Genomic DNA, 19,044 nt, shown 5'->3' on the forward strand with positions numbered 1-19,044 from the left:
GAAGGGGACGGGGCCGGGCGCGCAGCAGCACCGCCATGGCGGCGGCGGTCACCACCGAACCGACGGCGTAGGCGAGCTCGACGCGCAGCGCCACGGCCACCGGGGCGAGGGTCACCGCGACCAGCGCGGCCACCCCGAGCGTCCAGGCGACGGCCTGGGCGCGGTGCCGGTCCAGGGCGAGCAGCGCCTGCCCGAGCACCATCGCCCACAGGTAGGCGAGGGTGGCGGCGGCCAGCCAGGCGAAGTCGCCGTGGCCGAGCGCGCCGGCGGCGTCGAAGAGCGCGCCGACCAGCCACGGGCCGAGGGCGATGGCACCGACCGCGCCGAGCACGCCGAGCACGGTGACGATGCCCAACGCCCGGCGCAGCAGGCGGTGGAAGCCGGCCAGGTCGCCGGTGCTGGCGGAGGTGGCCAGGCCGGGCAGCAGGGACGCCTGCAGGGAGGCGAAGACGAACAACGGGATGCGGACCAGCACCAGGGCGGAGAGCAGCGCACCGGCGGTGATGACGTCCTCGGGGTCGAGCAGCCGGACGTTGATCACGCCGACATTGACCACGACCTGGGAGAGCAGGCTGGACGCGGTGAGCAGGCCGAGGCCCCGCAGCAGCGCGCGCCAGGCCACGGGGGGGCCGCTCCCGACGGCGCGCAGCACCGGCGGAAGGGTGAGCAGGACGCCGGCCAGCGGGGCGATCACCAGCACCAGGCCGTACCAGAGCGGGGAGGTGACGCCGGCGAGGCCCAGCACGGCGACCATGCCGATGCGCAGTCCGCCGTCCACCCCGAGCTGGCCGCCGTACCAGGGAAAGAGTTGCAGGCCGGAGAGGACACCGCGGGTGGTGTAGGCGACCGCCATGGCGGCGAGCGACCCGACGAGCACCCACACCATCGCGCCGTCACCGGCGAAGAACCGGTCGGTCAGCGGACCGTGGGCGGCGAGGACGACCAGCACCATGAGCGCGAGCACGCCGGCGGCGAGAGCGGCGCCGCGGGCCAGCACCGGACCCGGCGGCAGCCCTCGGGTGCGGCGGGCGGCCACGACCCGGGCGACCTCCTGCTCGACCGGCATGAACACACCGATGCCGAGGGTGAAGACGATCGACCAGAGCACCGACAGCGACGAGTAGTCGTCCTTGGTGAGGCTGTGGCCGGCCACCGCGAGGTGGACGTAGGAGGCCAGACCGAGCAGCGCCAGCCCGGCACCCACCGCGAGGGTGCCGGGCGGGACGAGGCCGAGCAGGCGCCGCATCACCGGCGGATGAGCGCGAGCGTCAGTACGGCGAAGGCGCGGCCCAGGTAGATCATGGCCTTGGCGGGGGAGTGGCTGGGCGTGCCGGCCATCCGCTTGCGCATGGCCACCGGCACCTGGCGGATCTTGTAGCCGCGCCGGGCGGTGTGCACCAGGGTCTCGACGGTGTCGCCGAGGTACTCGGCCGGGTACCAGCCGGCGAACATCTCGATGACCCGCCGGTTGGCGGCCCGGAACCCGGAGGTGGTATCGGTGAGCTTGGTCTTCGCCACCTTGGAGAGCACGGCGGAGAGCATGACCATGGCCCACCGGCGGGGGCCGCGGACGCTGTAGTCGCCCTCGCCGGCGAACCGGGCGCCGATCACCAGATCGATGTTGTCGTCGAGCAGATCGACCAGCTTCGGCACGTAGCGCGGGTCGTGCTGACCGTCGGCGTCGATCTGGATGGCGACGTCGTAGCCGTTGTCCCGGGCGTAGCGGTAGCCGAGTCGCATGGCCCCGCCGACGCCGAGGTTGTACGGCAGCTTCGCCACCCGGGCGCCGGCGGCGGCGGCCACGGCGGCGGTGCGGTCGGTGGAGCCGTCGTCGACGACGAGCACGTCGACGCCGGGCAGTTCGCCGCGCACCTCGCCGACCACGTCGGCGATCGACCCGGCCTCGTTGAGCGCGGGAATGATGATCAGTACGCGCTTGCCGTTAACCATCGTGCGACACCAGTTCGTCTCGGGCGGATTGGGTCCGGGCCGCCCGCTCCGCCTCGACCTCGGCGCGGAGCAGGGCGAAGTCTTCGGCCAGGGTGCGGGTCTCCTCCTCCAGGGCACTGACCTCCCAGCTCAGGTGCACTGTCACCAGCAGCAGGAAGACGATGCCGAGGAAGAGAACGAGGCTGACGCCGGAGACGACGCCGAAGAAACCGGCCACGTTGTCCAGCAGGCGGGGGAACAACGACAGCGGGATGACGATCAGCAGGACGGCGAGCCAGAGCATGCCGTACTTCTCGCGCAGCTGCCGGCGACGCAGCAGCTCGACGATGGTGACCAGCAGGATCAGACCGGTCAAACCGGTGACCAGGGTGAGCTTCATGCGGCCTTCCACGGGGCGGGTGGATTGGGGGATGCGAAGGCGTCGGACAGCGTGTCGTGCCAGTCCGGCAGCGGCGGCAGACCGGCCGCCGACCAACGGTCGTGCCCTAGCACACTGTACGCCGGTCGGGCGGCCGGACGGGGAAACCGGTCGCTGGTGGTGGGGCGGATCCGCGCCGGGTCCAGCCCGGCGAGGGCGAACGCGGCGCGAGCCAGGCCGTACCAGGTGGTGCGGCCGGAACAGGTGCCGTGGTAGATCCCGGCGGGGGCACGGCCGGCCAGGGCCGCGTCGGCGAGCGCGACCAGCCGGTGGGCCAGCGCGTACGACCAGGTGGGCTGGCCCTGCTGGTCGTCGACCACGTCGAGGTACTCCCGCTGACCGGCCAGGCGCAGCATGGTGGCCACGAAGTTCGGGCCGTGCGCGCCGTAGAGCCAGGCGGTACGCACCAGGTAGCCGGTTTCGGGGAGAAATCGGACCACGGCCCGCTCCCCGGCCAGCTTGCTGCGCCCGTAGGCGTTGACCGGGTCGGTGGGGGCGTCCTCGGCGTACGGGGCGTCGGCGTCGCCGGCGAAGACGTAGTCGGTGGAGACGTGGACCAGCCGGGCCCCGGTGTCGGCGCAGGCCCGGGCGAGGTGCGCCACGCCGTCGCCGTTCACGGCGGTGGCCTCGGCCTCGGCCTGCTCGGCGCCGTCGACGTCGGTCCAGGCGGCGGTGTTGAAGACCACGTCGTGGCCGGTGACGGCGGCGCGGACGGCCCGCGGGTCGGTGATGTCCAGCTCGGCGCGGGTGGCGGCGGTCACGGTCAGGTCGGGCCGGGTGGCCAGTACGGCCAGCAGGTCCCGCCCGAGCATGCCTCCCGCGCCGGTGACGAGGGCGCGGGTCATCCGGCCCTGGCCGCCTTCAGCGGCTCCCACCAGGCCCGGTTGTCGCGGTACCAGCGCACCGTCTCGGCCAGCCCACGGTCGAGGTCGATGCTGGGGGTGTATCCCAGCTCAGCGCTGATCTTGCTGATGTCCAGCGAGTAGCGGCGGTCGTGGCCCTTGCGGTCGGCCACCGGCACCACCCGGTCCCAGCCGGCGCCGCAGGCCTCCAGCAGCCGGGCGGTGAGTTCCTTGTTGGTCAGCTCGGTGCCGCCGCCGATGTTGTAGACCTCGCCGGCGCGGCCCTTCTGCTGCACCAGGGCGATGCCCCGGCAGTGGTCGTGCACGTGCAGCCAGTCGCGGACGTTGCCGCCGTCGCCGTAGAGCGGGACGGTGCCGCCGTCGAGCAGGTTGGTCACGAACAGCGGGATGACCTTCTCCGGGAACTGGTACGGCCCGTAGTTGTTGGAGCAGCGGGTGACCACCACGTTCATGCCGTGGGTGCGGTGGTAGGCCAGGGCGAGCAGGTCCGAGCCGGCCTTGGAGGCCGAGTACGGGGAGTTCGGCGACAGCGGCCAGGTCTCCGTCCACGACCCCTCGTCGATCGAGCCGTACACCTCGTCGGTGGAGACGTGCACGAACCGGTCGGTGCCGTGCCGCAGGGCGGCGTCGAGCAGGGTCTGGGTGCCCAGCACGTTGGTGGTGACGAACGGGGCGGCGCCGGCGATGGAGCGGTCGACGTGCGACTCGGCGGCGAAGTGCACGATCACGTCGTGGCCGGCGACGACCTCGTCGACGGTGGCCGGGTCGCAGATGTCGCCCTGCACGAAGCGCAGCCGCGCGTCGTCGCGTACCGGGGCGAGGTTGGCCAGGTTGCCGGAGTAGGTGAGCTTGTCCAGCACCGTCACCGCGGTGGTTTCGACGGCGGGCACGCCGGCGACATCGCCGCCGGGCACGCCCAGCAGCATCCGTACGTACTCCGACCCGATGAATCCGGCTCCGCCGGTGACGAGAATCCTCACGGGTCCGGAAGTGTACGCGAACCCCGGGGGGTGCCGGGGGACGCGACCCCGGTGTCCGGTTCCCGCTGGTGCAGGTAGTCTCCCCCGGTGCGCGGAATCCTTCTCGCTGGTGGCACCGGTTCGCGGCTCTGGCCGATCACCCGGGCGGTCTCCAAGCAGCTGATGCCGATCTACGACAAGCCGATGGTCTACTACCCGCTGTCGACGCTGGTGATGTCCGGGGTGCGGGAGATCCTGGTGATCACCACGCCCGAGGACCAGGCCCAGTTCCAGCGGTTGCTCGGCGACGGCAGCCAGTGGGGCCTGCGGCTGGAGTACGTCACCCAGGCCCGCCCGGAGGGCATCGCGCAGGCATTCGTGCTCGGCGCCGACTTCATCGGCGACGAGTCGGTGGCGCTGATCCTCGGCGACAACATCTTCCACGGCGCCGGCCTGGGCCGGCAGCTCGCCGCCGGCGGTGACCCGAAGGGCGGCCGGGTCTTCGCGTACCCGGTGGCGAACCCGGAGGCGTACGGCGTGGTCGACTTCGACGCCGACGGCAGGGTGCTGTCGATCGAGGAGAAGCCGGAGAAGCCGAAGTCCCGCTACGCGGTGCCGGGGCTCTACTTCTACGACAACCGGGTGGTCGAGATCGCCCGTGCTCTCAAGCCCAGCGCCCGGGGCGAGCTGGAGATCACCGCCGTGAACGAGGCGTACCGGACGGCCGGTGAGCTGTCGGTCACCGTCCTGGACCGGGGTACCGCCTGGCTGGACACCGGCACCTTCGCCTCCATGATGCAGGCCGCTGAGTTCGTGCGGGTGATCGAGGAGCGACAGGGCATGAAGATCGGCTGCGTCGAGGAGGTGGCCTGGCGGGCCGGCCTGATCGACGACGATCGGCTGCGTGCCCTGGCCGAGCCGTTGACCAAGAGCGGCTACGGCGACTACCTGCTCGGCCTGCTGGCGGAGAGGGCGGAGAGCCGGTGAGCGCGAGCAGTGAGCGGGGTCTGCGAGCCCCGCAGTCGCGAACGGAGATGACGCCGTGAAGATCCGTGAGCTGGGCGTCGAGGGCGCCTGGGAGATCACCCCGCAGCAGCACGGCGACCCGCGTGGGCTGTTCATGGAGTGGTACCGCTTCGACCGGCTCGCCGAGGCGGTCGGCCACCCGCTGCGCCTGGCGCAGGGCAACCTGTCGGTGTCCGCGCGCGGAGTGGTGCGCGGCATCCACTTCGCCGACGTGCCGCCCGGCCAGGCCAAGTACGTCACCTGCGTGCGAGGCGCGGTGCTGGACGTGGTCGTGGACCTGCGGGTCGGTTCGCCGACCTTCGGCCGCTGGGAGGGTGTGCGGCTCGACGACGTCGACCGGCGTGCGGTGTACCTCAGCGAGGGGCTGGGGCACGGCTTCTGCGCGTTGACCGACGACGCGACGCTGAGCTATCTCTGCTCGACCACCTACAACCCGACCGGCGAGCACTCGGTGCATCCGCTCGACGTCGACCTGGCCATCGAGTGGCCGGCCGAGGTGCCGACGCTCTCGGCCCGGGACGCCGCCTCGCCGACTCTGGCGCAGGCCCGCGAGTCGGGGCTGCTGCCGGCGTACGAGGAATGTCGGGCCTTCACCGCGAGTCTGCGGCCGGGCGGTCTGCCGTACTCGGACGGGGTGTGATCCACCGGGAGGGACGAGTCGCGCGGTGACAGTGACGAACCGGGCCTCCGGGCGGCTAATGTCACACCATGGAGCGGCGAATCTTCGGCCTCGAGACCGAGTACGGCGTCACCTGTACCTACCGCGGGCAGCGTCGGCTGTCCCCCGACGAGGTTGCCCGGTACCTCTTCCGCCGCGTCGTGTCGTGGGGCCGGTCGAGCAACGTGTTCCTGCGCAACGGCGCCCGGCTCTACCTGGACGTCGGGTCGCACCCGGAGTACGCCACTCCGGAGTGCGACTCGGTCACCGACCTGGTCGCCCACGACCGGGCCGGTGAGCGGATTCTGGAGGGCCTGCTCGTCGACGCCGAGAAACGGCTGCACGACGAGGGCATCGCCGGGGAGATCTACCTGTTCAAGAACAACACCGATTCGGCCGGCAACTCGTACGGCTGTCACGAGAACTACCTGGTCTCCCGGCACGGGGAGTTCGGTCGGCTCGCCGACGTGCTCATCCCGTTCCTGGTCACCCGGCAGTTGATCTGCGGCGCGGGCAAGGTGCTGCAGACCCCGAGGGGAGCGGTCTACTGCCTGTCCCAGCGGGCGGAGCACATCTGGGAGGGGGTGTCCTCGGCGACCACCCGCAGCCGCCCGATCATCAACACCCGCGACGAGCCGCACGCCGACGCCGAGCGGTACCGCCGGCTGCACGTGATCGTCGGTGACTCCAACATGAACGAGGTCACCACGCTGCTGAAGGTGGGCAGCGCCGACATCGTGCTGCGGATGATCGAGGCGGGCGTGGTGATGCGGGACCTGACCCTGGAGAACCCGATCCGGGCCATCCGGGAGGTCTCGCACGACATCACCGGCCGGCGCAAGGTCCGGCTGGCCTCCGGCAAGGAGGTCAGCGCGCTGGAGATTCAGCAGGAGTACCTCGCCAAGGCGACCGAGTTCGTCGAGCGGCGGGGTGGCGACCAGACCGCCAAGCGGGTGGTCGAGCTGTGGGGTCGGGTGCTGCGGTCCGTGGAGACCGGCGACCTGGACCCGGTGGCCCGGGAGATCGACTGGGTGAGCAAACTGCGGCTGATCGAGCGCTACCAGCGCAAACACGACCTTCCGCTGTCGCACCCCCGGGTCGCGCAGATGGATCTGGCCTACCACGACCTGCGTCGGGGCCGGGGCCTGTACGGGCTGCTGGAGCGGCGCGGGCAGGTTGACCGGGTCGCCACCGATCCGGAGATCTTCGAGGCGAAGGAGACGCCGCCGCAGACGACCCGGGCGCGGCTGCGTGGAGAGTTCATCCGGCACGCGCAGGAGAAGCGGCGGGACTTCACCGTCGACTGGGTGCACCTGAAGCTCAACGACCAGGCGCAGCGCACGGTGCTCTGCAAGGACCCGTTCCGGGCGTACGACGAACGGGTGGAGCGGCTGATCGCCAGTATGTGAGCCGCCTCCGGCGGCCGGTGCGCGGCGCACCGGCCGCCGGAGTCCCGGTACGCTGGCGTGGCGATGAACACCTCCGAACCGGCCGACCGCGAGCGCGGCGGCACCGAGAAGCTGACCTTCGTCGAGCGCCGCCGGGAGAAGATCCGCGCCGAGATCGAACGCAACCGTCGCGGCGAGTACGTGGTGCCGACCTGGGTGCTGGTGGTCGCGTTGCTCGCCATCGTCGGAGGCTGGCTGGCGTTGATCTTCATCCTCGGCTGAGCCGGTGCCGTTCGGCTCAGCCGGCCCTGCTCCCGGTCAGCGGTACGGCATCGAGGGGAACCAACCGACCCCGAAGTACGCGGGCACCCGCAGATCCCAGTACACGACGGTGAAGACGCCCAGGGCGATCAGCAACCCGCCGGTCACCACGGCGGCCCGGGTCGGGTCGGCCATCCAGCGCAGGAAACGGCCCCGGCTGACCAGCACCAGCACCGCGAAGAGCAGCGCCACCAACACCACGTTGCCCAGCGACTGGAGGGTGAACGCCGCCGCGCCGTACAGCGGGTTGCCGGTGTCGGCCGCCCACTGGAAGAGCTTGTAGAACAGCGGGTACGGCCGTCCGACGAGGAACCCGCCGACCAACGCCCCCATGGCGACCACCCGGGCCACCGGCCTGCGGGCGAACACGTCCGGCAGCACGCCGAGCGCGGCCAGCCCCAGGTAGATCAGCGCGAGCCCGATCACGCCGAACACGACCGAGGACTGGATGATGCGTACCGGCACGCCGTCGACAGTGGCGGTGGACAACTGCGGCAGGCGATCGCCGAGCAGCACGCCGACCGCACCGTAGGTCGCCGAGACGGCGACCATGCCGAGGGTGAGCCAACCCACCGGGCGCAGCATCGCCCGCAACGCGGGCAAGCCACCGGGTGCCTCCTGCTGACCGCCGGCCTGGCCCATCGGTCCGATCGACGCCGCCATCGCGATGTTGCAGGCGGTGAACGTGCCGGCGAAGCCGGAGACGAAGGCGAACAGAAGTCCGGCCGCGGTGCCGGCGATGGCGGTGGTCTTGGCGTCGTGGCCGAGCAGGGTGTTCGCGACGTTGTCGCCGATGACCTTGTCCACCAGTTCGAACGACCAGAGCACGGCCAGCAGGATCCCGGCCAGGACGGCGAGCGCCACGACCCGCGCCCGGCGCGGCGGTGTGTGCGGTCGGATCGGCGGGTTCGCGGTCGGGGTCGGGTAGGCGGGGGATCGGGTCATGGCGGCTGCTCTCCTCCCGTGGGCGTGACGGTACGCAGGGGCCCGTCACGAGGTCGGCATCAGCATGGAACCGCTCGCCGCGGAGAGCCTTCTTCCTACGTGCGCAGTTGTTCAGGGGCCACCGGGGCGGCGCAGGTGCGCACACCAGGAGTTGATTCGGGACAGCCGGCGGGCCAGGCTGCCGGTGAGGGGAGCCGGCGACCGGCCGGCGGGGCCGGAGGTGACCGGTGGCGCACATCGATCTGGGGCTCGACGAGAAGACCTTCCCGGGGATCACCGGGCCGATGCGGTTCCGGCCGGAGACCGCCCGGCCGCTCAACGAACTGGCCGAGGTGCTGCTCCGCGCCCCGCACCCGACGCTGACTCCCGGGCAGCGGGAGCTCATCGCGGCGTACGTCTCCGGGCTCAACGGGTGCCGGTTCTGCTGCGCGTCCCACTCGGCGTTGGCCGCCGCCCAGTTGCCCACCGCCCCGGAACTGGTCGAACAGGTCCGTTGCGACCTCGACGCCGCCCCGATCGGTGACCGGCTGCGGGCCCTCCTGCGGATCGCCGCCGCGGTGCAGAAGGACGGCCGACAGGTCACCACCGCGCTCATCGACGCGGCACGGCAGGCGGGCGCCACCGATCTGGAGATCCACGACACGGTGCTCATCGCCGCGGCCTTCTGCATGTTCAACCGCTACGTCGACGGTCTCGGCACCTTCGCTCCGGACGACCCCGGGACGTACGAGTCGGCCGCGGCGCGCATCGTCCGGCACGGCTACGCGGCGGGGTGACCGGCCCGGGTGAGCCGCGCGGCGTGCCGTCCGGCGGCCGCCGCCGCCAGGAAGTAGGCGTGGTCGGCGTCGAGCCGGCGGCCCATGGTGGACAGCGTCACCGGCAGGGCGCGCAGCGCCGCGTCCAGGCCGTCGACGGCGACCCGCACCACGCGGTGCCGCCGGGCCAGGGGAACCAGCGCGGCGTCCACCTCGGCGGCCAACGTCGCCGCCAGGCCGTCCGGCACGACCAGGTCGGCCGGGGCGAGGGCGACCCGGCCGTACGCGGTGAGGCTGTGGTGCGACACCCCACGGTGCCGGGGCCGCGGGTCGGCGTCGGAGATCCGCAGCGACCCGACCGGCCGCCCACCCAGCGTGGCGACCGCGTTGACGGCCTCGCCGACCCCGACGCCGGAGAACCCCCACCGGGTGCCGGTGCCGAGGTTGCCGGGCCCCTGGGCGACGATCGTGACGTCGGCGCGCAGCACGTGCCGCGCGGCGAGCAGGCCGGTGTGCACGGTGGTGGCCTCCAGGTCACCGCCGAACGCCTGCCCCACGCTGACCGTGCCGACGAGCCGGTCGCGCAGCCCGTCGAGGGTGCGGGAGAACCAGGCCGGCAGCGCCCCACCGTCGGTCAGCACGTACGCCACCCGCGCGGCCGGCGCGTCGGCGTGGATCCCGGCGAGGATCGCCGGCAGCGCGGAGTGCAGGTCGGCGGTGACCACGGGCATGTCGTCCAGGCTGTCCACGCCGGCCAGCAGGTCGTGGTGCGGGGATGCCTCCTCGTCCACCCCCATCGTGATCGCTTGCAGCGGGGTGTAGCGGGCCTTCACCAGGTGGCCGGCATCGCGGGTGTCGGCGGCCTGCGGCGGGTCCGGCGGGAGCCGGTCGGGCAGTGCCACCACCAGGGCGTACCCGCCGGTGCCCAGCCCCATCAGCAGGGCGCCGACGTTGAGCAGCACCCGGTCGCCGGGCCGCGGGTCACCCACCAGGGCCGGGTACGCCAGTGCACGCAGGGTCACGCCGTCGGGCAGGTCGACGTCGAGTTCCACCGCGCCGGCCCACCGTCGCCGTACCGCCGCCACCGTCCCGGACCGCCATCGCACCATGCCGGCACGGTATCGGCACCGAGTCGGGGGCCACCATCGGCCCTGGCGGTCCGGTCATCGGCGGCGCAGCTCGGACTCCAGCCGCCGGATGAGCGTCTTGCGGCCCTTGCCGGCGTGCTCGCGCCGCAGTGCCGCCCTGAGCTGGCCGGCGTCCAGGTCACGAACGAGGGTGACCGCCTCGGCGACCGGTAGTTCGGACAGCCGGCCGACCGAGGTGGCGTCGCGGCGGGCCCGGCTGGCCGGTCCGGTGTTGGCGACGTACTGCCGCCCGGCCCTGGACGCCTGTCGCTTCCTGCTGTCGGTCGCCCGCCGCTGCCGTTCCGACAACTGTTCCCACGCCCGTTTTGGCAGGTAACGGCGGGTCTCGCCGTCATTGCGCGCCCGGGCGGCGCCGCTGCTGGTCTGCCACTGTTCGGCCCCCCACCGTTGCAGGGACCGCTGCCGCTCGTCCTTCGGGCCCTGGTAGCCACCGCCGCGTCGCTGGTACTCCTTGGTGAGCAGTTGCGACTTGCGGGCCGACCACTGCCCCGGCCGTCCGCCCCGGTCGGAGGACTTGATTTCCTCCTTGAGCTGTTCCCGCAGTTCGGGCCTGGTGTACTTCGCCATGCGGGAGCGATACCCGGCGCAATGTGGCGCATGCGTGCCGAGGTCGTCGCGGTCCGTGACGGGCGCTACTCGGGTGGGTCAGGTCCGGTGGGGGCCGCCCTGGGCGCGGCGCTCCTGGATCCGCCGGGCCCGCTGCCCGTCCGTCCCGGGCGTGGACCGGGTCGGGTCGAGAAAGACGTACCCGATCTGGGGGTAGCGTCCGGTGAGCCGGCGCTCGGCCTCGTCGGCGGCGGCCTCGATGTCGGCGCCGGTGGCGTCGTCGTCGAAGTCGACCTTGGCGGCGACCAGGACGTCGTCCGGGCCGAGCTGCATGGTCAGCAGGGTGTCGATCCGGTGCACCGTCGGCAGCGCGGCGAGTTCCCCTTCGATCTCCCGGTGCAGCCGTTCCGGTACCGCCCGCCCCACCAGCAACGAGATGTTGTTCCTGGCCAGGATGATCGCCACGACCAGCAGCAACAGTCCGATCAGGATGGAGGCGAGGCCGTCGTACAGTTCGTCGCCGGTGGCGTGGGACAGGCCCAGCCCGGCGCCGGCGATCACCAGGCCGACCAGCGCCGCGCTGTCCTCCAGGAAGACGGCCTTCACGGTGGTGTCGGCGGTCAGCCGCAGGAACCGACGGGGGGTGGTCCGCCAGCGGCGGGATCCGGCGCGGATCTGGCGTACCGCCCGGGCCAGCGAGACCGCCTCGATGGCGAAGGAGACCGCCAGCACGACGTACGCGACCCCGTACTCGCCGCCGTGTTCGTGCACCAGGATGGTCGTCACGCCGTGGGTGACGGCGAACCCCGCCCCGGCGACGAAGGTGAACAACGCGGCGAGGAACGCCCAGACGTAACTCTCCTTGCCGTACCCGAAGGGGTGCCGTACGTCGGCGGGGTGCGCGCTGCGGCGCAGCGCCACGTAGAGCAGCACCTCGGTGGTGGTGTCGGCGACCGAGTGGGCGGCTTCGGAGAGCATCGCCGCCGAGCCGGAGAGCAGCCCGGCGGCCAGCTTCGCGACCGCGATGGCGAGGTTCGCCACCCCCGCCACCACCACCGTGCCGACGCTCTCGGTCGTGCTGTCGGATGCCGTCATGCGCCTCACCCTAGAGGGCCTGCCGGCCCGGGTTCGGCGGCCGTCCGGCGACGGTACGTGGTGGCCGTACCCGACGCGCCCGTACGGGCCCGGTTCCCGGCTGCCCGTCGGGCCGGGCCCACCGCCAAGCGACCGGGCCACCGATCAGGCCAGGTGCCGGTCGAGGAACCGGGTGATCGCCGACCGGCTGACCTGTGTGGCGAACCCACCGTAGAGGCCGTCGAAGGAGTGCTCGGTGGCCGGCAGCATGACCAGCTCGTTCGGGACCCCCACGGCGGTGAGCCGGTCGGCCAGGTCGGTGGCCTGGGCTGCGGGCACCACGCTGTCGCGCCCGCCCTGCAGGATCAGGGTGGGCGGCAGGCCGGGCCGCACATAGGTGACGGGCGAGTTGCGGCGGTAGCGCTCGGGCACGGTGGCCGGGGTGCCGCCCAGGTACGTCTCGACCATGCGGCGGGCGTCGGTGCTGCCCGTGTCGCGGTGGGTGGTGATGAGGTCGGTGGGGCCGTAGAACTCCACGACCGCGCGGACGGAGGTGTCGCCGGTGGGGCAGGTCGCCGGCACCCGGGTGTCACCGGCGGTGTAGGCGACGAGCATGGCGAGGTTGGCACCGGCGGAGTTGCCGCCGAGCACGATGCGGTGCGGGTCGATGCCGTGGCGGGTGGCGTTGGCGCGTACCCAGCCCACCGCGCACTTGACATCCCCGGGTGCCTTGTCCCATGCGGGTCTGGTGGGCGTGGCGAGCCGGTAGTCGACGGCGAAGACGGTCACGCCTCGGCTGGTGAGCCACTGGAAGTACGCCGGCATCTGCGCCCGGTCACCGCTGACCCAACCACCGCCGAACACGTAGATCATGGCGGTACGCGAGCCGCCCGCCGGTCGTCCGGTCGGCTGCCACACGTCGGCCTTGAGTTCGACGCCGTCCACCGTCGCGTAGGTCTCCGTCGTCGCCGGTGCAGAGGCGCCGCCGCTGGGGCCGCTGAAGTACGCGGTCAGGGAGAGCGGGACATTGTGCGCGGCGGCGCTGTGCCACAGCTGCCAGGAGGGCACCGCGACACCGAGCATCAGCAGGACCGTGAGGATCCCGGCCACGCCCGCCCACCGCCGACGACCGACCCGCCGGGCCCACCATGCGAGCAACCCGCCGGTCAGTGCGGGTACGAGCAGGTACAGATTGAACGAGTAGGCGCTGATGGCCAGGCCGAGCAGCACCGGACCGGGTGCCGCCGGCAGCACCAGACCGAGCAGTGCCGCGGCGGCGACAACGATCCAGACGGCGGCGGCCACGCCGAACGGCCAACGGCGACGGGCTCGGGTCGACTGCATGGTGATGTCCATGGTCATCAGCGTGATCATCGCCGCAGGCCGGACCAAGGGCCGATCTCGTACGGTTCGATAAGCTCCCCGTTAACGATCACGGGGGGACTGTCGGCAATGGAACTACGCGACATCGAGATCTTCCTGACGCTCGCCGAGGAGCTGCACTTCGGCCGTACGGCCCAACGGCTCCACGTGTCGCCGGCACGGGTCAGCCAGGCGATCGCGCTGCAGGAGCGGCGGATCGGTGCGGCGTTGTTCGACCGGAGCAGCCGCCGGGTGACCCTGACCCCCATCGGGATCCAACTGCGCGACAGCCTCGCGCATGGCTACCACAGCATCCAGCACGGGCTGGAGACGGCGCGGACCGCCGCACGTGGCGTCGCCGGCACCATCACCGTCGGTACCATGGGCGCTCTCGCCCACGAGATCGCCGACGTGACCACCCGGTTCCGTGCCCTGAACCCGCAGTGCGAGGTGCAGTTCCGGGAGGTCCGTGTCAGTGACCCGTTCGGCCCGCTGCGCTCCGGCGAGGTCGATGTGGCCGTGCTCTGGCTGCCGGTCCGCGAACCCGACCTCACGGTCGGTCCGGTCGTCCGAACGTCGCCGGTCTACCTGATGATGTCCACCGATCATCCGCTGGCACGGCGGGACGAGGTCTGCCTCGAAGACCTCGCCGAGTGTGTGGTGCCGCAGTCGGCACGTCCGGTGCCGGCCTACTGGGAAGCGGCGCTCAGCCCGTTCCACACCCCCTCGGGGCGCCCGATTCCCCGGGGGCCGGAGGTCGCCACCTGGCAGGAGGTGCTCGCCGCGGTCGCCGCCGGAAGCACCGTCGTACCGATCCAGGCCGAGGCGAGCCGTTACTACGCGTGGCCCGGCATCACCTACGTCCCCATCCGTGATGCGGAACCGAGCCAGTGGACGCTGATCTGGCGTACCGCTGGAGAAACCGCCCTCATCCGCGCGCTCGCCGAGGTCGTCGCCACCTGCTGACCGCGGCCGGTCGCACTCGGCCGGTCCGCCCGCGTCACCCGGCCCGGATCGCCCCGACGGGTATGCAGTTGTCCGCCCGGACCTCACACAGCGTCGCACCGGTCAGGTCGGCATTCTCCGAGACGAGCTGCCAGGCCCACGTGTAGTAGACCGTGTTCGCCTCCAGGACGTCGACGCCCTGGACACCGTCGCCACCGAAGCGCATCTGGTCCTCGGTGAGGTAGGGCCTTCTCTTGTCCAGCGTCGTCCCGACGTACTGGCTCAGGTCGTCACGCCGGCTCGGGTAGTCGATGCCCAGATACTGCACGGGCGCCTGGATCCTGCGGTCCGGTGGATCCGCCTCCACCCGCAGCAGCAGCGCGAGCGCCGTCGTGCCGGCTGGCGGCGGATCGTAGGGCAGGGACACCGTGGTCATGGCGTCGAGGACCTGCACCTTGTAGGTGTACCTGTTGCTGAGCTTCAACGCGGGCCCCCGTGGCGCGGGAAGCGTGGGCAGCTCCGGCCCGTCAGCGGTGTTCTTGCCCGGCGCCGGGGTCTGCGACGCGCCGGCCGGTGCGGTGGCGGCGCCACCGTCGCTGCCGCACCCGGCGAGCGCCACCGCGCTCAGCAGGGTGAGAAGCCGAATACCGAAGCCGTGTCGGCGCATCGTGCCCCCGGGAACGCGCTCGTGATCATCCTGGCGGGCGCCGACTGTACCAAACTGCTCATCGAGGCGGTCGGATGGCTGGCCTGCGGCGGTGGCGGTGCGGGACCGCGCCGCCGGCGTGCCCGCGCGGGTGCACGGGTCTGCCGCGCGGGCTGCTAGCGTTCACCCGTGTCGCGGAACCGTACCGAACGCCTGGTCAACCTCGTGATCTGTCTGCTGTCCACGCGACGGTTCCTGACCGCCGCCCAGATCGCCGCGACCGTGCCCGGTTACGAGCACGATCCGGGCGACCCGAAGGAGCACGAGGCCTTCCAGCGCAAGTTCGAACGGGACAAGGCCGAGCTGCGTGAGCTGGGCGTACCGCTGGAAACCGGAACGGCCAGCGTCTTCGACGCCGAGCCCGGCTACCGGATCGCCCACCGCGAGTACGCGCTGCCGGACATCCCCCTCGAACCGGACGAGGCCGCCGCGGTGGGCATCGCCGCGCGGCTCTGGCAGCACGCCGGGCTGGCCGCCGCCGCCTCCTCCGGTCTGGCGAAGCTGCGCGCCGCCGGTGTGGACGTCGACCCGCAGGCCACCCTGGGGCTGGAGCCGATGATGACCGTCGACCCGGCGTTCGCGCCGCTGACCGCCGCCGCCCGGGACCGGCGCGAGGTCGGCTTCGACTACCGGGTGCCGGACCGGGACGCGCCGAGCCGGCGTCGACTGCAACCGTGGGGTGTGGTCTGCTGGCGGGGCCGCTGGTACGTGGTCGGCCACGACCTGGACCGCGGCGCCACCCGCTGCTTCCGGCTTTCCCGCGTGGTGGGTCCGGTCCGGGTGATCGGGCAACCGGGTGGCTTCGAACCGCCCGCCGGTGTGGATCTGATCAGCCACGTCGCCCGCTGGTCGGGGCCGGTGGAGCGGACCGGCCGGGCCACCGTGCTGGCCGCCCCGGGCCGGGCCGCCGGCCTGCGCCGTTGGGCGGTGCGGACCGAGCCGGCTTCCGACGGGGACCTGTTGACCCTGCCGTACGCCGACCCCGACTACCTCGCCCGGCAGCTCGTCGGGTACGGCCCGGACGTGCGGGTGCTGGACCCGCCGGAGCTGCGGGACGCGGTCATCCAACGGCTCAAGGAGATCGCCGCCCGACACGAGGAGCTGGTTGTCGCCGGAGGTGCCCGGTGACCCGCCCGGCCGCCCGGGGCGGTCCCCGCACCTCCGCCGACCGGCTGGCCCGGCTGCTCAACCTGGTGCCCTACCTGCTGGCCCGCCCCGGCATCGAGATCGCCGAGGCGGCGCGGGACCTGGGCGTCACCGAGCGGCAGCTCCGGGAGGACCTGGAGCTGCTCTGGGTCTGCGGACTGCCTGGGTACGGCCCCGGCGACCTGATCGACATGGCCTTCGACGGCGACCGGGTGACCATCACCTACGACGCCGGTATCGACCGGCCGCTGCGGCTCACCCCGGACGAGGCGCTCGCCCTGGTGGTGGCGTTGCGGATGCTCGCCGAAACGCCGGGGGTGACCAACCGGGAGGCCGTCGAGCGGGCGCTCGCCAAGATAGAGAGCGCGGCCGGGGACCTGGTCGGCGCCCCGGTGGCGGTGCGGCTGCCCGGCGACACCGAGCGGGTACGCGAGCTCAGCGCCGCTGTCGAACGGGGTCGGGCGTTGCGGATCACCTACTACACGGCGGCCCGCGACGAGACCACCGAGCGGATCATCGACCCGCTGCGGATGCTCATGGTCGGCGGCCGGGCGTACGTGGAGGCGTGGTGCCGGCGGGTGGAGGGGGTGCGGTTGTTCCGGGCCGACCGGATCGACGCGGTCACCGAACTCGACGAGCCCGCCATGGTTCCGCCGCAGGCCCGCCGGCACGACCTCAGCGACGGTGTCTTCCGCCCCTCGCCGGACCTGCCGCTGATCACCCTGCGGATCGGTCGGGGGGAGCGGTGGATCACCGAGTACTACCCCTGCGAGCGGGTGGAGGCCGACGGCGACCGGTGGCTGGTGTCGCTGCGGGTGACCGACCTGGGCTGGGCCCGCCGGTTCGTGCTCGGGCTGGGGTCGGAGGTCACCGTGGTCGCCCCGGCCGAGCTGGCCGAGCAGGTCCGCGCCCAGGCCGCCGCCGCGCTGGAGGCGTACGCGGCACCGGTCGGCGCGGCGCCGTCGGTCGACCCGGCGGGGGAGAGCGGCCCCCGGTAGGCTGACCCGCGTGGTGAAGTGGATCGTGCTCGCGGTGGTGCTGTTCGCGCTCGTCGTGCTGGCCCTGGCGGTCCGGCCGGTGGTGGCGCGGCTGCCCCGGCTGCGCCGGGCGGTGCTGGCCCTGCAACGGCGCCAGACCGAGGCGGAGGCGTTGCGCGAGACGGCCGAGGCGCTCCAGGAACGGGCCGAGGCGCTGCAACGGCGGGCCGAGGTGACCCAGGAACGGGTCGCGTTGATCAGGGCCAAGCGCGGGAAGTGATCGACTCCGGTCGGTGAAGCGCGCGGGCTGCGCGTTCCTGCGCCGTTGCCCGTACGGACTATCGTGGGCGGGTGGTTGACGGGGCACTTCCCGGTGGTCAAGACTTCACCGGCCGGCTTCGTCAGCAGTGGCCCCGGCGGGTGGCAACGGCCCGTGACGCACGTACGATGGACTGCGACCCACCCTCGACACAGAGCGACTGGAGCTTCCCATGGGTGCCCTCAAGCCGTGGCACATCGCCGTACTCGTGGTTGTGCTGATCCTGCTCTTCGGCGCGAAGCGGCTCCCCGACGCGGCCCGCTCGCTGGGCCGCTCGCTGCGGATCATCAAGGCGGAGACCAAGAGCCTGCACGACGACGACCGTGACCTGGCCGAGAAGGCCGACGCGCAGGCCGGCTACCAGCCGCTGGCGCCGCAGACCCCGCAGCAGCAGTACGTGCAGCAGCCCTACGCGCAGCCGCAGCAGCAGTACGCGCCGCAGGCCCCGCAGCAGCCGCTCGCCCCGCCGGTCGACCCGGTGCAGCGCGTCCGCGACAACTGACCGAAAGGGCCCGAGCACCGTGGCCTTCGCGCTCCGTAAGCGCGGCCCGAGCAAGTTCGAACGGGCCGCCGACGGGTCCATGACGCTCATGGAGCACTTCCGTGAGCTGCGTACCCGCCTGTTCCGTGCCTCGCTGGCCATCGTTGTCGGTTTCGGCTTCGGCTTTTGGCTGTCCAACCCGGTGCTGCACCTGCTGCAGGAGCCCTACTGCGGCCTGGAGAAGGCGAGACTGGCAACCGGCCAGTGCAACTTCGTGCAGCTGGGCGCGGCGGACCTGCTCCTGCTGCAGATGAAGGTGGCGCTCTGGGTCGGCCTGATCGTGGCCGCCCCGGTCTGGCTCTACCAGCTGTGGGCGTTCATCGCTCCCGGCCTGCACCGGCACGAGCGGCGGTACGCGTACATCTTCACGGCGCTGGCCGCGCCGCTGTTCGCCGCAGGCGCGGTGCTGGCCTACTTCGTCACCGCCAAAGGGCTGGAGTTCCTGCTCAATATCTCGGCGGGTGGCGACATCACCACCACACTGGAGATCACCCGGTACATCTCCTTCGTCACCAACCTGATCCTGCTGTTCGGGGTGGCGTTCGAGTTCCCGCTGGTCGTGCTGATGCTCAACTTCGTCGGGCTGGTCAGCGCCCGGAAGTTGCTGAGCTGGTGGCGGGTGGCGGTCTTCGTGTTCTTCGCCTTCTCGGCGGTGGTCACCCCGACCCCGGACCCGTTCGGCATGACCGCACTGGCGATCTGCCTGTCCGCGCTCTACTTCGGCGCGGTCGGGGTCGCCTTCCTCAACGACAGGCGGCGGGGGCGGGGCAAGGAGATCTACGCCGGTCTCGCCGACGACGAGGTCTCGCCTTTGCAGTTGGACGACGAGCCGGTGACGGCCACCCCGGAGCTGGAGATTCCGGCGCCGGTGGCCACGCCGGAGCCGGTCGCGAAGCCCGCGCCGATCGACCGCCGCTTCGACGACATGACCTGACGGCCGGCGGCCGGCCACCCGAGCCTGACCGGTTAGCCCTGGCCGGTCGGGGTGGGGTGGGGT

22 protein-coding genes are annotated in these 19,044 nt (G+C 72.3%); 11 read left to right on the plus strand and 11 right to left on the minus strand.

Annotated features, from left to right (window positions below):
- The 5 genes from E1182_RS19980 to rfbB form a co-directional block, all read right to left on the minus strand.
- The coding region (locus E1182_RS19980) for a polysaccharide biosynthesis protein (RefSeq protein ID WP_165942671.1) at positions 1 to 1,246 on the minus strand (1,246 nt) is incomplete at its 3' end.
- The gene (locus E1182_RS19985; RefSeq protein ID WP_132267525.1) at positions 1,246 to 1,950 is read right to left on the minus strand and encodes a glycosyltransferase family 2 protein; all 705 of its coding nucleotides are present in this window, start codon (positions 1,948 to 1,950) and stop codon (positions 1,246 to 1,248) included. The genes E1182_RS19980 and E1182_RS19985, both read right to left, overlap by 1 nt.
- On the minus strand, positions 1,943 to 2,329 hold the full coding sequence (locus tag E1182_RS19990) for a DUF2304 domain-containing protein (protein ID WP_132267527.1): 387 nt from the start codon (positions 2,327 to 2,329) through the stop codon (positions 1,943 to 1,945). The genes E1182_RS19985 and E1182_RS19990 overlap by 8 nt, the downstream gene beginning before the upstream one ends.
- A complete protein-coding gene (gene rfbD / locus E1182_RS19995; protein ID WP_132267529.1) occupies positions 2,326 to 3,213 on the minus strand; it encodes a dTDP-4-dehydrorhamnose reductase in 888 nt (295 codons plus the stop codon). The genes E1182_RS19990 and rfbD overlap by 4 nt, the downstream gene beginning before the upstream one ends.
- Positions 3,210 to 4,211 carry a dTDP-glucose 4,6-dehydratase gene (rfbB, locus tag E1182_RS20000; RefSeq protein WP_132267531.1) on the minus strand — a complete coding sequence of 334 codons (1,002 nt, stop codon included), beginning with the start codon at positions 4,209 to 4,211 and terminating at the stop codon, positions 3,210 to 3,212. The genes rfbD and rfbB overlap by 4 nt, the downstream gene beginning before the upstream one ends.
- Positions 4,212 to 4,298: 87 nt before the next feature.
- Between rfbB and rfbA the strand changes: the two genes are divergently transcribed.
- The 4 genes from rfbA (at position 4,299) to E1182_RS20020 (ending at position 7,544) form a co-directional block, all read left to right on the plus strand.
- Entirely contained in the window at positions 4,299 to 5,177 is an 879-nt protein-coding gene (gene rfbA, locus E1182_RS20005) for a glucose-1-phosphate thymidylyltransferase RfbA (protein ID WP_132267533.1), read from the plus strand.
- A gap of 55 nt (positions 5,178 to 5,232) precedes the next feature.
- A complete protein-coding gene (locus E1182_RS20010) occupies positions 5,233 to 5,856 on the plus strand; it encodes a dTDP-4-dehydrorhamnose 3,5-epimerase family protein (RefSeq protein ID WP_132267535.1) in 624 nt (207 codons plus the stop codon).
- A gap of 68 nt (positions 5,857 to 5,924) precedes the next feature.
- Positions 5,925 to 7,283: a Pup--protein ligase gene (gene pafA / locus E1182_RS20015; RefSeq protein WP_132267542.1), complete on the plus strand. Its 1,359-nt coding sequence runs from the start codon at positions 5,925 to 5,927 to the stop codon at positions 7,281 to 7,283.
- Positions 7,284 to 7,346: 63 nt separating this feature from the next.
- The gene (locus E1182_RS20020) at positions 7,347 to 7,544 is read left to right on the plus strand and encodes a hypothetical protein (protein WP_132267544.1); all 198 of its coding nucleotides are present in this window, start codon (positions 7,347 to 7,349) and stop codon (positions 7,542 to 7,544) included.
- Positions 7,545 to 7,580: 36 nt separating this feature from the next.
- Here the strand turns inward: E1182_RS20020 and E1182_RS20025 are convergent, their stop codons facing one another.
- Positions 7,581 to 8,528: a hypothetical protein gene (locus tag E1182_RS20025; RefSeq protein WP_132267546.1), complete on the minus strand. Its 948-nt coding sequence runs from the start codon at positions 8,526 to 8,528 to the stop codon at positions 7,581 to 7,583.
- A 227-nt stretch (positions 8,529 to 8,755) separates the two neighbouring features.
- Between E1182_RS20025 and E1182_RS20030 the strand changes: the two genes are divergently transcribed.
- The gene (locus E1182_RS20030; protein WP_132267548.1) at positions 8,756 to 9,304 is read left to right on the plus strand and encodes a carboxymuconolactone decarboxylase family protein; all 549 of its coding nucleotides are present in this window, start codon (positions 8,756 to 8,758) and stop codon (positions 9,302 to 9,304) included.
- On the opposite strand, the gene E1182_RS20035 is transcribed toward E1182_RS20030, so the two are convergent.
- The 4 genes from E1182_RS20035 to E1182_RS20050 all read right to left on the minus strand — a co-directional run bounded on the left by E1182_RS20035 (position 9,289) and on the right by E1182_RS20050 (position 13,413).
- The gene (locus E1182_RS20035) at positions 9,289 to 10,392 is read right to left on the minus strand and encodes a DUF3866 family protein (protein ID WP_132267550.1); all 1,104 of its coding nucleotides are present in this window, start codon (positions 10,390 to 10,392) and stop codon (positions 9,289 to 9,291) included. The two genes, E1182_RS20030 and E1182_RS20035, sit on opposite strands and share 16 nt — an antisense overlap.
- Before the next feature lie 54 nt (positions 10,393 to 10,446).
- On the minus strand, positions 10,447 to 10,998 hold the full coding sequence (locus E1182_RS20040) for a DUF5872 domain-containing protein (RefSeq protein WP_132267553.1): 552 nt from the start codon (positions 10,996 to 10,998) through the stop codon (positions 10,447 to 10,449).
- 78 nt (positions 10,999 to 11,076) lie between these two features.
- Positions 11,077 to 12,072, minus strand: coding sequence for a cation diffusion facilitator family transporter (locus tag E1182_RS20045; RefSeq protein ID WP_132267555.1), 996 nt, complete (start codon positions 12,070 to 12,072; stop codon positions 11,077 to 11,079).
- Between the two features lie 144 nt (positions 12,073 to 12,216).
- Positions 12,217 to 13,413, minus strand: a complete 1,197-nt coding sequence (locus E1182_RS20050) for an alpha/beta hydrolase (RefSeq protein WP_165942672.1) — start codon at positions 13,411 to 13,413, stop codon at positions 12,217 to 12,219.
- A gap of 90 nt (positions 13,414 to 13,503) precedes the next feature.
- On the opposite strand from E1182_RS20050, the gene E1182_RS20055 reads away from it, so the two are divergent.
- Positions 13,504 to 14,379, plus strand: a complete 876-nt coding sequence (locus E1182_RS20055; protein WP_132267560.1) for a LysR substrate-binding domain-containing protein — start codon at positions 13,504 to 13,506, stop codon at positions 14,377 to 14,379.
- A 34-nt stretch (positions 14,380 to 14,413) separates the two neighbouring features.
- On the opposite strand, the gene E1182_RS20060 is transcribed toward E1182_RS20055, so the two are convergent.
- Positions 14,414 to 15,025 (minus strand): hypothetical protein, encoded by a 612-nt coding sequence (locus tag E1182_RS20060; protein WP_132267562.1) that lies wholly within the window; start codon positions 15,023 to 15,025, stop codon positions 14,414 to 14,416.
- 168 nt (positions 15,026 to 15,193) lie between these two features.
- Here E1182_RS20060 and E1182_RS20065 point away from each other — a divergent pair, with 168 nt between their 5' ends.
- The 5 genes from E1182_RS20065 (at position 15,194) to tatC (ending at position 18,981) form a co-directional block, all read left to right on the plus strand.
- Positions 15,194 to 16,192, plus strand: a complete 999-nt coding sequence (locus E1182_RS20065; protein ID WP_132267565.1) for a YafY family protein — start codon at positions 15,194 to 15,196, stop codon at positions 16,190 to 16,192.
- Positions 16,189 to 17,208, plus strand: a complete 1,020-nt coding sequence (locus tag E1182_RS20070) for a YafY family protein (protein ID WP_132267567.1) — start codon at positions 16,189 to 16,191, stop codon at positions 17,206 to 17,208. Before E1182_RS20065 ends, E1182_RS20070 begins: the two co-directional genes overlap by 4 nt.
- A 10-nt stretch (positions 17,209 to 17,218) precedes the next feature.
- Complete coding sequence (locus tag E1182_RS20075) at positions 17,219 to 17,467, plus strand: hypothetical protein (protein WP_132267570.1); 249 nt, start codon at positions 17,219 to 17,221, stop codon at positions 17,465 to 17,467.
- A 211-nt stretch (positions 17,468 to 17,678) separates the two neighbouring features.
- Positions 17,679 to 18,008, plus strand: coding sequence for a Sec-independent protein translocase subunit TatA (gene tatA, locus E1182_RS20080; protein ID WP_132267572.1), 330 nt, complete (start codon positions 17,679 to 17,681; stop codon positions 18,006 to 18,008).
- A 19-nt stretch (positions 18,009 to 18,027) separates the two neighbouring features.
- Positions 18,028 to 18,981: a twin-arginine translocase subunit TatC gene (tatC, locus tag E1182_RS20085; RefSeq protein WP_132267574.1), complete on the plus strand. Its 954-nt coding sequence runs from the start codon at positions 18,028 to 18,030 to the stop codon at positions 18,979 to 18,981.
- Positions 18,982 to 19,044: the final 63 nt, after the last annotated feature.

Source organism: Micromonospora sp. KC721 (assembly GCF_004348355.1).
GTDB lineage: Bacteria > Actinomycetota > Actinomycetes > Mycobacteriales > Micromonosporaceae > Micromonospora.